Raw genomic sequence first — 12,020 nt, 5'->3', positions numbered from 1 at the left:
GCTGCACTCCTCGGGTCTGCGGCACGGCGCCGGGCAGGGGGAACCGGCAGACTACCGCGCGCAGCAGCGTCGGCCGGCCCGGATCACCGGCCTCCACAGAAGGCCTGTTCCAGGAAGCCGACCTCCGCCACCACCTGTGCCTGGATCTGCGTGGCGTCACCGCGCGTGGTGACGGACATCGCGACCTGCCGGTCCCCCGAGTTCCACAGCTGCGTGCTGTAGCCGGGCACCCCGCCGTCGTGCCCCTGGATCACCCCGCAGGACAGCTGCCACTGGGCCAGCCCCAGCCCGTAGCTCAGGCCGGTGGGCTGCCCGTCGACCTCGATCGGGATCGTCGTGGTCATCTCCTTCATCAGGTGCGGCGGGAGCAGCCGCCCACCGGTGAGCGCCTGCTCGAAGCGGTCCAGGTCGCTCAGGGTGGAGATCAGCTCGCCCGCGGAGTTCGCCCAGGAGACGCTCGCCACGGTCACGTCCCGGTCGCTGCGGTCCGCCGGGCCGGGGCCGTCGGCGACCGTCCAGTAGCCGTGCGCGTGCGGGCCGCGGATGCCGGTCGCCGTCCCCGGGAAGTACGTGCCGTCGAGCCCGAGCGGGCGCAGGATGCGCGCGGTGATCTCCTGCGCGTATCCGTGCCCGGTGACCCGCTCGATGATCATGCCGAGCAGGGTGTAGTTGACGTTGGAGTAGCCGAACCTGGCGCCCGGATCGAAGCTGGGCGCGTGCGCGACGGAGGCCGCGACCACCTGTGCCGGGGTGATCGTCCGGGTGAGCCCGCCCTGGTCCAGCCAGTTCCGGATCGCCGCCGGGTCGGTCGGGTCGGGGAAGAGCCCGCCCTTCTCGTTGGTCGGGTCCCAGAGGCCGGAGCTGTGGTTGAGCAGTTCGCGCACCGTGATGTCGGCTCCGTTCGGGACCAGGCCCGGTAGGTGGCGCTCCACCGGGTCGTCCAGGGCGATCCGGCCCTCCCCCACCAGCTGGAGCACGGTGGTGGCGGTGAACATCTTGGTGACGCTGCCGGCCCGGAACCGCCCGTCCGCACGGACCGGCGCGCCGGTGGCCAGGTCGGAGACGCCCGATCCCGCGCGCCAGACGCCGTGGCGGTCCTTGACCTCCGCGATCGCCGAGACCGCGCCCGCCCCGGTGACCGCCCGCAGCGCCGCCGCCCGGCGGTCGGCGACCTCCCGCTGCCCGCCGGTCGCCCCACCGTCCTGCTCGACGGCCCCCGCCGAGGCGACCGGCGCGACCAGCGCCAGACAGACCGTCGCCACCAGCGCGGAGACCGTCCGCCGCGCCGCGCGCGCCCCGCCCGACATCGCGCCCGCCCCGCCGAGCGCCGTACGTCCCCTGCCCTGCGCCATGCGTCCCCACCTTCGCCCCGCGGCGAGCACCCCCTCGCCCTCGGCCTCCAGCCTCGCCGCCGCCCGACGACCGGTCATCCACCGCCAGGAGGAGCGGGTGTCCACCCTTCAAAGGAGGGCCTACGCCGAAAGGGGGAGGCCCTCCCCGACGGGCTGTGATCGACTACTTCGCCCGGGCCGGGCGGACCGGGTGCTTGCTCATGATGGAGACCCGGTTGAAGGCGTTGATGGCGATCGCCACCCACACCACCGCCGAGATCTCCGCCTCGCTCAGCGCCGCGCGCGCCGCGCCGTACGCGGCCTCCTGCGCGGCGGCGTCCGCCGGGTCGGTGGTCGCCTCGGCCAGTGCGAGCGCGGCGCGCTCCCGGGCGTCGAACACCTCGGTGTCGCGCCACGCGGCAAGGACGCCCAGCCGCTGCGTCGTCTCGCCCTCGCGCAGCGCGGCCCTGGTGTGCACGTCCAGGCAGTAGGCGCACCCGTTGATCTGCGAGACCCGCAGGTTGACGAGCTCCACCAGTCGGCGGTCCAGCCCGGCCTCGGCGGCCACCGCGCGCGTCGCCTCGGCGGTCGCGACCAGTGCCTTGTACGCCTGGGGGCTCTGCCTGTCGATGAACACCCGCCGGTCCGCAGGGACCGCCGTCACGTCACTCACCTGAACTCCTTAGGCTTGATCACTGTCATCCGCCACTCTGCCATGGCATGATAGTTGAATCTAGAACTATCTGGGATCCGGAACCGGCCACGGCTCGGCTCCGGAACCGCCCGGCACCTGGGAGGGACCCCGACCGTGAGCACCGCCGAGACCGACCTCGTCGAGCCGCACGCCGCCGACCCGCGCGTGGAGGTCCTGCCCCCGCGGGACGTCCCGCTCGGCGGACCGCGCGCGATGACCGTACGCCGGACGCTGCCGCAGCGCTCCCGCACCCTGATCGGCGCCTGGTGCTTCGTGGACCACTACGGCCCCGACGACGTCGCCCACACCGGCGGCATGGACGTCGCCCCGCACCCGCACACCGGACTGCAGACGGTCAGCTGGCTGTTCACCGGCGAGATCGAGCACCGGGACAGCCTCGGCGTCCACGCGTACGTCCGACCGGGCGAGGTCAACCTGATGACCTCCGGCCACGGCATCGCCCATTCCGAGGTCTCGACCCCGGCCACCACCACCCTCCACGGCGTCCAGCTGTGGGTCGCCCTGCCCGAGGAGCACCGGCACACCGGGCGCGACTTCCACCACCACGCTCCCGCCCCGGTCGCCCTCGACGGCGGCGAAGCCCGGGTCTTCCTCGGCTCCCTCGCCGGCGACACCTCCCCCGTCCCCACCTTCACCCCGCTGCTCGGCGCCGAACTCACCCTGCGCCCGCACGCCACCGTCACCCTCGCCGTCGACCCCGCCTTCGAACACGGCCTCCTGGTGGACCGCGGCGAGGTCCGCTTCGCCGGCACCCCCCTGCACCCCGCCGACCTCGGCTACCTCGCCCCCGGCCCCACCACGATCACCCTCACCAACACCGGCGACACCGACGCCCGGACGATCCTGCTCGGCGGCACGCCCTTCGAGGAGCAGATCGTCATGTGGTGGAACTTCATCGGGCGATCTCAGGAAGACATCACCCGAGCCCGCGAGGAGTGGATGAGCTCCGCGAACCCCGACCGCTTCGGCGCCGTCGAGGGCTACCCGGGCGACCGCCTGCCCGCCCCGGAGCTGCCCGCCATCCCGCTGAAGCCACGCGGGCGAGTGCGCTGACCCGGTCGCCCGGCCGGCCTTCAGCGTTGTGGCAGTGAAACAGCCTGCCTCAGTGTGACGCGGACGAGGTTGACGGTGGCCGTGGTTGTCGACTCCCGGGCGTCTCACAACGGCGGCGCGCGGCACCACGGAGGATGGTGCCGCGCGCCGCCCTTGTCACTGCGCCGGGAGTCGAGGCGTACGCGGCGGCTCCGTCCGCCGGCTGCCCGTCGCCTCGAAGGCCGCGGCGAGGGTCAGCAGGGCGTTGTCGTCGTAGGCGCGGCCCGCGAAGGTCAGGCCGACGGGCATGCCGGTGTCGGCCATGGTGCCCATGGGCACGGTCACCGTCGGGATGCCGAGGTGACGGGGCACCAGGTTGCCGTTGGCGACCCAGACGCCGTTGCGCCAGCCGAGGTCGGCGGAGGCCTCGTTGACGTCCATGTCGGCCGGGGCGACGTCGGCCGAGGTGGGGAAGACCACGGCGTCCAGGCCGAGGTCGTCCATCCACACCTCCAGGTCGACCCGGCGGGTCTCCTCGAGCCCGCGCAGCCCCTGTTCGAGGTGCGGCATGTCGGTGAAGGACGCGTACGGGCGCTCGCGCACGAAGCGCGGGTAGTCGCCGATCGAGTCGTCGAACCCGGGGTAGCGGTCGGGGAGTTCACCTTCGTGCTTGGGCCAGATGCGGTCGCCGTCGACCTCGGTCAGGGTGGTGAGCTCGGGATCGCCGTTGGCGCGCAGGAAGTCGTCCCACGCCCAGGCGGACAGGTCCTCGATCTCGACGGTGAGGAAGTCGCGGCCGACCAGCCCCCGGGTGAACAGGGAGGGCGCGCCGGGACGGTCGGCCTCGTAGTTCGTCACGACGGGGAAGTCGACCTCGACCACCTCGGCACCGGCTGCCTCCAGGTCGCGGCGCGCGGCCTCCCACAGGTCGATCACCGAGGGACGGGTGTCGACGCGCTGCCCGGTCTGGCCGCCGATGCCGCCTTCGGGGTTCGTCCCGGCGTCGGGGTCGGCGTTGATGTACATCCGGGGAACGCCGACGCGCTTGCCGGCGAGCGTGGCGCGCGCCGCCACCGTGTCGACGGGCGCGAGGGCCGGGTAGGAGGCGGGACGGACCTGGGAGGCGGCGGGCAGCGCCACCCAGGGCTGGGCGCGCCACAGGTCGCCGCGGGTCTCCGGGTCGTCGGCCACGACGACGTCGAGCAGTTCGAGCAGGTCGGCCATGGTCCGGGTGTGCGGGACCACGACGTCCATGGTCGGCACGAGCGGCCAGTTGCCGCGCACCGAGATCACGCCGCGGCTGGGGGTGTAGGCGCACAGGGCGTTGTTGGAGGCCGGTGCCCGGCCCGAGGACCAGGTCTCCTCGCCGAGGCCGAACGCGCCGAAGGACGCCGCCGTCGCGGTGCCCGAACCGTTGGACGAGCCGGAGCCGTAGGCGCTGGTGAGCCAGTCGGCACTGTACGGGCTCTCAGCGCGGCCGTACACGCCGCGCTGCATGCCGCCGTTGGCCATCGGCGGCATGTTGGTGAGGCCGATGAGGACGGCGCCGCCCGCACGCAGCCGCTCGATCGCGAAGGCGTCGCGCTGGGCGACGAGGTGCTCGAAGGCCGGCGAACCGGCGGCGGCGGTGAGCCCCTTCGCGAGGTAGCTGTCCTTCGCGGTGTAGGGGATGCCGTCCAGCGGGCCGAGCGTCTCGCCGCGCGCGCGGCGGGCGTCGGAGGCCTCGGCCTCGGCGCGGGCGTCCGGGTTCATCACGACCATCGCGTTGAGCGCGGTGGCGGTGCCGGGCCGGTCGTAGGCGTCGATCCGCGCGAGGTAGGCGTCGAGCAGCTCGACCGCGGTGGTCTCGCCCTTCTCCAGCGCCGCGCGAAGGTCGGCGATACCGGTCTCCACAACATCGAATCCGCGCGTCATGCGGGTGTCTCCCAGGTGGTCGGGTCGGGCAGGGCGGACTGCCTGGCGTCGGGCCGATCGCCCGTGCACGGCGGCCACGCTTCCGGTCGCACTGGCCGGGTCGGGTCGGCAGTGCTGCTGGAACGTTCCAGCAGGCGCATCGTATGCATTGCTGGAACGTTCCAGCAAGGGAGTGCGAACGGGAGGGAGAGAGCGAGCCGGAGCTGCGTCTAGACTTCCGGGCTGTGACCAGCCGCTCCGTGACCCTGATCGACGTGGCCCGGGCGGCCGGGGTGTCCAAGAGCACCGCCTCCAACGCGCTCGGCGGCTCCGGCCGGGTCTCCGGGACCACCCGCGAGCGCGTCCAGGACGTGGCCCGGAAGCTCGGCTACCGGCCGAACACCGCGGCGCGCAGCCTGCGTCGTGCCGGCACCGGCGCGATCGGACTGCACCTGCCGCGCACGGCGACCCGCCTGGACTACTACATGAACCTGGCGTTCGGTGCGGTCGAGCGGGCCAGGGAGGACGGGCTGGACCTCGTCCTGCTCGCCCCCGGAACGGCTGCCGGCGGCGGGCTCGCCGCCCGGGTGGACGGCCTGCTGGTGATCGACCCGGAGGTCGACGACCCTGAGGTTCCCGACCTGCTGGGCGCGGGCGTCCCGGTGGTCACCGGCGAACGCTACCTGGGAGGGGGCGTCGCACCCAGCGGTGCCGTGGTGTGCGACAACGCGGCCTCCCTGGTCACGCTGCTGGACCACCTGGCGGAGCGCGGCGCCCGGCGCCCGGCCCTGCTCGTTCCCGGCCCCGGCTCCGACTGGGCCGCCGCACTTCGGGCGGCAGCCGGTGCCTGGAGCCGGCGCGAGGGAGTCGAGGTGGCCGTGCGGACGGTTCCGTTCGCGGCCACGCCGGGCGAGGCGGAGGCGGCCACCGCCGACCTGATCGGCGGGGCCTCGGGTGCGGACGCGGTGGTGTGCGCCCCCGACGGTGCGGTCACCGGCGTGCTGGCGGCAGCGGCACGGGCGGGCCGGAAGGTCGGGGCGGACCTACTGGTGGCGGCCTGTGTCGACGGAGCCGCGGCGCGCGGTTCCAGCCCCCGGGTCACCGCGGTCGACCTGCGCCCGTCGGAGTACGGGCGCGCGTGCGCGGCCCTGCTCAGCGATCTGCTGGCCGGGGCAGCCGAGCCCGGAGCCGTGCGGCGTCACGACTGGGCGCTGAAGGTGCGGGAGTCCACGGCCGACCGGGCTTGATACCGGTTCGCGGGCGGCAGGACGCCGCCCGGCAGCCGTCCCGCGGAGGTCGGGCCCCCCGCTCTCGGCCGGTCTGAACGTGCGGCCGGCAGCGCCCCCCGTCACCTCGGAGTCGCAAATGGGGGCGCCCATCTGCTGCGCACGGGTGAGGCGTTGGGCGAGGGCCTCGGCCGGTCACGCGGCCCGCGCGGCGTCCTGCGGGGTGAGGGCCGCTAATTCCAGCGGCACCGAAGGGTCGATCGAGAGATTCATCGGGGCGGGTTCGGCGCCGGCGCGCACCAGCAGGTCGCCGATGGCGGCGATCATGGCGCCGTTGTCGGTGCACAGCCGCAGCGCGGGGACGCGCAGGGTGATGCCGGCGGCTGCGCAGCGCTGCTCGGTGAGGGCGCGGAGGTTTTGCAGATCGGCCAGGTCCGGGTGCGCGCTCGTCCTGTGGGTGACGCGGAGCCCGCCAAGGCGCAGGTGGGAACGCCGGACCGCTTCAGGGCACCACTCTGAGTCACGGATACGGCGCTTCGTGACGCCGGACCCGCAAAAGGATCCGGACGCAGGAGAGCGTCATGCGATCAGCGCAGAAGCTCGGTGACCCGCCCGGAACCTTCGCCGGCCGTCTGTTCCGCGACGAGGACGGCGACGCCGGTGACCCGGTCCGCTGCGAGGTCCGCGAGCGCCGCGTCCGCCTGCCGCAGGGGGTAGCGGGTCACCTGGACGACCGGTCGGGTCCGGGCCGCCTCCGCGAGGTAGGCCAGCCCGTCCGCGCGGGTGTTGGCGGTGACGCTGCGCAGGGTGCGTTCCTGGAAGAGGTGCTGCTGGTAGTCGAGTGCCGGGATGTCGCTCAGGTGGATGCCGGCGACGGCCAGCGTGCCGCCGCGGTCCAGGGCCGCCAGGGCAACGGGCACCAGCTCACCGACCGGGGCGAAGAGGATGGCGGCGTCCAGCGGGCGCGGCGGCGGGTCGTACGAGTCGCCGGCGAAGGCGGCGCCGAGGTCCAGCGCCAGTCGTCGGGCCGCGGGCGCCCGGGTGAACACCGCCACCCGGGCGCCCCGGGCGAGGGCGAGTTGAGCGGTCAGGTGCGCGGACGCGCCGAAGCCGTAGATGCCCAGCAGTCCGCCCGCGGGCAGTTCGGCACGCTCCAGCGCCCGGTAGCCGATGATCCCGGCGCACAGCAGCGGGGCGAGTTCCTCGGCGGGCGGGCCGTCGGGCAGCCGGTAGGCGAAGCGGGCGTCGGCGGTCAGGTGCCCGGCGTAGCCGCCGTGCCGGTCCCAGCCGGTGTAGCGCGAACCGGGGCAGAGGTTCTCCCGCCCGCTGCGGCAGTAGGCGCAGCTGCCGCAGGTCCGGGACAGCCAGGCGATTCCGGCGCGGTCCCCGACCGTGAACTCCTCGACCCCGGCACCGACCGCCCGCACGCGCCCGACCACCTCGTGCCCCGGGGTGCACCTGGCGGTTCTGGGGGCGAGGTCCCCCTCCGCGAGGTGCAGGTCCGTGCGGCACACCCCGCAGGCCTCCACCTCCACCAGGATCTCGTGCGGCTCGGGGCCGGACAGCGGCCGCCGCTCCCACTCCAGAGGCCCGCGGGGCGTTCCGTCGACCGGGCCCGGGTGGGCCACCACCCAGGCGCCGGTGTCGGCCGGCACTGCTCCTGCCGTGTCCATCGCCGCCTCCCGTCTGTGGTTGCTCGGTCCGTCGGGTCGGAGCCGCCCCTGTCGAGTCTGACGGGTGGGCACGCGTCGGTCATCCGGGCGGCGTGGGCCGCGACCCGGAAGGCCGTCCGAGGGCGGGCGCGTGACCGAGCCGGACCGGCGCTGCCCCGCCGCTCGGTCAGCTGCGGTGCGCCGTCGCCTTGCGCACGCCGTACGCGGCGGCGCCGAGGGCGAGCACCACCGCACCCCACAGGACGGAGGACGCCGGGAGGGCGAGGGCCAGGGTGAGGCAGCCGACCGTGCCGACCACCGGGACGAACCTCGAGGGGCGGCCCTCGGCGGGGGTGAGGGTCCAGGCGGAGGCGTTGGCGACGGCGTAGTAGGCGAGCACGCCGAGGGAGGAGAAGCCGATCGCGCCGCGCACGTCACCGACGGCCGCGACGACGGCGACCACCGCGCCGACGGCCAGTTCGGCGCGGTGCGGCACGCCGAAGCGGGGGTGGACGGCGGCCAGGGCATGCGGCAGGTGCCGGTCGCGGGCCATCGCCAGGGTGGTGCGGGAGACCCCGAGGATCAGCGCGAGCAGTGAGCCGAGGGCGGCGACGGCCGCTCCGGCGCGCACCACCGGGACGAGGCCGGGCATCCCGGCGGCCCGGACGGCGTCGGCCAGCGGCGCTGCGGAGTGGGCGAGGCGGTCGGGGCCGAGGGCGGCGAGGGCGCCGAGGGCGACGGCGGTGTAGACGACCAGGGCGATGCCGAGCGCGAGCGGGATCGCGCGGGGGATGGTGCGCTGCGGGTCGCGGACCTCCTCGCCGAGGGTGGCGATCCGGGCGTACCCCGCGAAGGCGAAGAACAGCAGGCCGGCGGCCTGCAGCACCCCGTGGAACCCGGCGTCCGCGCCGACCGCCCAGCGGCCGGTGTCGGCGTCGCCGCCGGTCAGGCAGGCGGTGACGACGGCGGCGAGCACCGCCAGCACGACGGCGACGATCGCCCGCGTCAGCCAGGCGGCCTTCTGCACACCGACGTAGTTCACCGCGGTCAGCGCCACGACCGCGGCGACCGCGACGGCGTGCGCCTGGGCGGGCCGGACGTACGAGCCGACGGTGAGCGCCATCGCCGCGCAGGAGGCGGTCTTGCCGATGACGAAGCCCCACCCGGCCAGGTAGCCCCAGAACTCGCCGAGCCGCTCCCGGCCGTAGACGTAGGTGCCGCCGGACTGCGGGTACCGGGCGGCGAGCCGGGCCGAGGAGGTCGCGTTGCAGTACGCCACCACGCCGGCCAGCGCCAAGCCGATCAGCAGTCCGGACCCGGCGGCCGCCGCTGCGGGTGCAAGAGCGGCGAAGACGCCCGCACCGATCATCGACCCCAGCCCGATCACCACCGCGTCGAACAGGCCCAGGTGCCGCCGCAGCTCCCCCGGCCCGGCCGCCGGCCCCGACGAATCCATGGATCTGTGCCTCCCGACGCGTTCCGATGTCGGCGCACCCTACTGGACGGAGGATGCGATCGTCTGAACGAGCTCGATCAGAGGTCGGGGGGCCCGGCGGTGATCCGCTGGTCCGGCGACTGGGGTCCATCGCACCGGGTCCCGCCGGGGCGGCCGCCGGACGTGGCGGGGCCGGTGTCGTGGAAGCGGTGGCTTCCGGACGACACCGGCCCCGTGGAAGCGGAGCGGTCTACCAGCGACGGCGGCGCGACGGCGCCGGGTCGAGCTTGGCGGCGAGCGCCGAGAGGAAGGTCGGGAGCTTGTCGACCATGTCCTTGGGGACCGGGGTGGTCTGGACGCTGCCCCGCCGCACGTCCTCGACGAGGAGGGTGTAGGTGCCGTTCTCCTCGACGAGTTCGGCGGCGAAGAGCAGTGTTCTGGTGGAGGTTTCCATCGGGGTCCTAGGCTTGGGTGTCGTTGAGCCAGGCGGTCCACGCCTTGGTGGCCCGCTGTTCGTCGGCGTCCTCGGTGAACAGGTGGTGGCCCAGCCAGATCGGCCAGTTCCAGGTGCTGCCGTTGAAGAACCGGTAGAGCGCGTCGGGGCCGCGCAGGCCGATGAAGTCGGGGTTCAGCCAGTCCACGACCACCTCTTCCGGGCCGCCGTCCGGACCGGGGACGTCGAGCGTGATCCGGTCGCCGACGGCCGCGTCCTCGGCGAGGCCGAGGCGTCGGCGCAGCGCGGCGAACTCGGCGGGGTCGGCGGTGGGTTCGGGGCGCTGGGCCTTGACGTAGACGGCGGGGCGGCCGGCGAAGTGCCGCAGGTACTCGGCGAGGCCGTGCTGGTAGAAGTCGACGTGCTTCTCGGCCGCGTCCGCCTTGACGTCCCAGGTCTCGTCCCAGACGCCCTCGTGGACCCAGTGGATTCCCATCCGCAGGTGGCTCGTCGCGCCGTCGACCGGGTCGATCAGGTAGGTGAGGGTGTTGGAGAAGCCGTTGTCCATGGCCACCCGGATGGCGAAGTGGTTCGGCGGCTCCCAGACCTTCACGGTGCCGTCTCCACGGGTGACCTTCCCGCCGACGCGCGGCTCGATCTCCATGGTGTACAGCCAGCCGAGGTTGCCGGCGCCGGTGGCGACGGCGTGCCAGACCTGTTCCGGGGTGACGGGCAGGTCCTGCTCCCGGCGCACCTCGAACTCTCGGGCCATGGTCGGTTCTCCTTCGTCGTCGTTCGGTCGTTCGGTCGATCGGGTGTCAGTAGGTCAGCGGGAGTTCGCTCAGCCGCCGCTGCAGCGGGTTGGGCCGCCATTCGAGGGCCGCGCCGTCGGCCAGTCGCAGGTCCGGGAGCCGGCGGACCAGCGTGCCCACGGCCACCTCGGCCTGGAGCTTGGCCAGCGGGCCGCCGAGGCAGAAGTGCGGGCCGTTGCCGAAGCTCAGGTGCCGGTTGCCGGGGCGGGTCAGGTCGAGCCGGTCGGGGTCCTCGAAGCGCTCGGGGTCGCGGTTGGTCGCGGCGAGGAACAGGTAGACCAGTTCGCCCTCGCGCAGCGTGCGCCCGCCGATCTCGACGTCCTCCGCGACGACCCGGACGATCGCCTGGGTCGGCGTGTCGTAGCGGGACAGTTCCTCGACGGCGCTGCGGATCAGCGCCGGGTCCGCGCGCAGCCGGGCCAGTTGGGCGGGGTGGCGCAGCAGGGCGAGCGTGCCGTTGCCGACCAGGTGGGTGGTCGTCTCGTCGCCCGCGGTGATGAGGACGAAGCAGGTCGAGAGCAGTTCCGAGTCGGTGAGCCGGTCGTCCTGCGCCTGGGTGGCGACCAGGGCGCTGATCAGGTCGTCGCCCGGGTCGGCCCGGCGGCGGCGGACGAGGCGGGCGAGGTACTCCTCGTACTGGTCGATCGCGGCCTCGGTCTTGTCGATGTCCTCGGTCAGCCGCCCGAAGCGGCGGAACCAGGCCTTGACCTGGGGGCGGTCCTCGGGCGGAATGCCGAACAGCTCGCAGACGACGGACAGCGGCAGCGGGGAGGCGACCTGCTCGATCAGGTCCATGGTCGGCCCGGCCTCGACGGCCCGGTCGATCAGCTGGTCGACGATCCGCTGGATGCCGCCGCGCAGGGCTTCGACGCGCCGGGCGGTGAACGCCCGGTTGGCCAGCTTGCGCAGGCGGGCGTGGTCCGGCGGGTCGGTGTTGGTCATCACCCGGCCGAGCCGGTCGGTGAGGCGGCCGAGGGCCTTGAGGTTGCCGCCCAGCCCGCCGAAGGCGGCGGTCATCCGGTCCCGGTCGTTGGACAGCCGCAGGTCGCTCAGCGCCGCCTCGACGTCGGCGTACCGGGTGAGGTACCAGATGCCCTGGGCGCTGCGGTGGACCGGGCTCTCGCGCCGCATGCGGGCGTAGAACGGGTACGGGTCCCGGCGGGCCTCGGGCGTGTTCAGCAACGCGGCGAGGTCCTCGGACGGCCCGACGGGGCCCGCCGTGGGGCGGGCCTCGTCCGTGGTGTCGGTCAGGTTCACTGCGAGCCGCTACCGCTGGGCGTCCGTGGCGCCCATGGCGTCGACGAGGCTCTGGGGCCGCATGTCGGTCCAGGACCGCTCGACGTACTCCAGGCAGTCGGCGTGGGTGTCGGGGCCGTGGACGACGGTCCAGCCCTCGGGGACGTCCGCGAACTGGGGCCACAGCGAGTGCTGGTTCTCGTCGTTGACGAGCACGAGGAAGGTGCCGTCCTGGTCGTCGAAGGGGTTGGTCAT

General features: G+C 74.1%; 11 protein-coding genes and 1 pseudogene. 2 read left to right on the top strand and 10 right to left on the bottom strand.

The window, feature by feature from the left end:
* Positions 1–83: 83 nt before the first annotated feature.
* The gene (locus ACZ3TI_RS29870) at positions 84–1,352 is read right to left on the bottom strand and encodes a serine hydrolase domain-containing protein (protein WP_465731602.1); all 1,269 of its coding nucleotides are present in this window, start codon (positions 1,350–1,352) and stop codon (positions 84–86) included.
* Between the two features lie 163 nt (positions 1,353–1,515).
* Positions 1,516–2,004, bottom strand: coding sequence for a carboxymuconolactone decarboxylase family protein (locus tag ACZ3TI_RS29865; RefSeq protein WP_465731600.1), 489 nt, complete (start codon positions 2,002–2,004; stop codon positions 1,516–1,518).
* 135 nt (positions 2,005–2,139) lie between these two features.
* Between ACZ3TI_RS29865 and ACZ3TI_RS29860 the strand changes: the two genes are divergently transcribed.
* Positions 2,140–3,099 carry a pirin family protein gene (locus tag ACZ3TI_RS29860; protein WP_465731598.1) on the top strand — a complete coding sequence of 320 codons (960 nt, stop codon included), beginning with the start codon at positions 2,140–2,142 and terminating at the stop codon, positions 3,097–3,099.
* Positions 3,100–3,255: 156 nt separating this feature from the next.
* Here the strand turns inward: ACZ3TI_RS29860 and ACZ3TI_RS29855 are convergent, their stop codons facing one another.
* Positions 3,256–4,992: an amidase gene (locus tag ACZ3TI_RS29855; RefSeq protein WP_465731596.1), complete on the bottom strand. Its 1,737-nt coding sequence runs from the start codon at positions 4,990–4,992 to the stop codon at positions 3,256–3,258.
* Between the two features lie 224 nt (positions 4,993–5,216).
* Here ACZ3TI_RS29855 and ACZ3TI_RS29850 point away from each other — a divergent pair, with 224 nt between their 5' ends.
* Positions 5,217–6,218, top strand: coding sequence for a LacI family DNA-binding transcriptional regulator (locus ACZ3TI_RS29850; protein WP_465731594.1), 1,002 nt, complete (start codon positions 5,217–5,219; stop codon positions 6,216–6,218).
* A gap of 174 nt (positions 6,219–6,392) precedes the next feature.
* Here ACZ3TI_RS29850 and ACZ3TI_RS29845 read toward each other — a convergent pair.
* The 7 genes and pseudogenes from ACZ3TI_RS29845 to ACZ3TI_RS29815 form a co-directional block, all read right to left on the bottom strand.
* Positions 6,393–6,611: pseudogene (locus ACZ3TI_RS29845) on the bottom strand (tRNA (adenosine(37)-N6)-threonylcarbamoyltransferase complex transferase subunit TsaD); the annotation flags it as partial.
* Positions 6,612–6,784: 173 nt separating this feature from the next.
* Positions 6,785–7,870 (bottom strand): zinc-dependent alcohol dehydrogenase family protein, encoded by a 1,086-nt coding sequence (locus ACZ3TI_RS29840; RefSeq protein ID WP_465731592.1) that lies wholly within the window; start codon positions 7,868–7,870, stop codon positions 6,785–6,787.
* Positions 7,871–8,036: 166 nt separating this feature from the next.
* Positions 8,037–9,305 (bottom strand): APC family permease, encoded by a 1,269-nt coding sequence (locus ACZ3TI_RS29835; RefSeq protein ID WP_465731590.1) that lies wholly within the window; start codon positions 9,303–9,305, stop codon positions 8,037–8,039.
* Between the two features lie 229 nt (positions 9,306–9,534).
* Positions 9,535–9,738, bottom strand: coding sequence for a hypothetical protein (locus tag ACZ3TI_RS29830; protein WP_465731588.1), 204 nt, complete (start codon positions 9,736–9,738; stop codon positions 9,535–9,537).
* Between the two features lie 7 nt (positions 9,739–9,745).
* Positions 9,746–10,489 carry an SRPBCC family protein gene (locus ACZ3TI_RS29825; RefSeq protein ID WP_465731586.1) on the bottom strand — a complete coding sequence of 248 codons (744 nt, stop codon included), beginning with the start codon at positions 10,487–10,489 and terminating at the stop codon, positions 9,746–9,748.
* Positions 10,490–10,535: 46 nt separating this feature from the next.
* Positions 10,536–11,786 carry a cytochrome P450 gene (locus ACZ3TI_RS29820; RefSeq protein WP_465731584.1) on the bottom strand — a complete coding sequence of 417 codons (1,251 nt, stop codon included), beginning with the start codon at positions 11,784–11,786 and terminating at the stop codon, positions 10,536–10,538.
* 9 nt (positions 11,787–11,795) lie between these two features.
* Positions 11,796–12,020 (bottom strand): MbtH family protein, encoded by a 225-nt coding sequence (locus tag ACZ3TI_RS29815; RefSeq protein WP_465731582.1) that lies wholly within the window; start codon positions 12,018–12,020, stop codon positions 11,796–11,798.

This window comes from Kitasatospora sp. NPDC023120 (assembly GCF_055560835.1).
The sequence above is the reverse complement of the archived record's forward strand: the minus strand, read 5'-3'. Positions and strand labels throughout refer to the sequence as shown.

Bases quoted from the DNA above. Each gene is read 5' to 3' on its own strand.
- ACZ3TI_RS29825 (WP_465731586.1), bottom strand. From the start codon at position 10,489: ATGGCCCGAGAGTTCGAGGTGCGCCGGGAGCAGGACCTGCCCGTCACC.
- ACZ3TI_RS29815 (WP_465731582.1), bottom strand. From the start codon at position 12,020: ATGACCAACCCCTTCGACGACCAGGACGGCACCTTCCTCGTGCTCGTC.
- ACZ3TI_RS29870 (WP_465731602.1), bottom strand. From the start codon at position 1,352: ATGGCGCAGGGCAGGGGACGTACGGCGCTCGGCGGGGCGGGCGCGATG.
- ACZ3TI_RS29840 (WP_465731592.1), bottom strand. From the start codon at position 7,870: ATGGACACGGCAGGAGCAGTGCCGGCCGACACCGGCGCCTGGGTGGTG.
- ACZ3TI_RS29855 (WP_465731596.1), bottom strand. From the start codon at position 4,992: ATGACGCGCGGATTCGATGTTGTGGAGACCGGTATCGCCGACCTTCGC.
- ACZ3TI_RS29830 (WP_465731588.1), bottom strand. From the start codon at position 9,738: ATGGAAACCTCCACCAGAACACTGCTCTTCGCCGCCGAACTCGTCGAG.
- ACZ3TI_RS29835 (WP_465731590.1), bottom strand. From the start codon at position 9,305: ATGGATTCGTCGGGGCCGGCGGCCGGGCCGGGGGAGCTGCGGCGGCAC.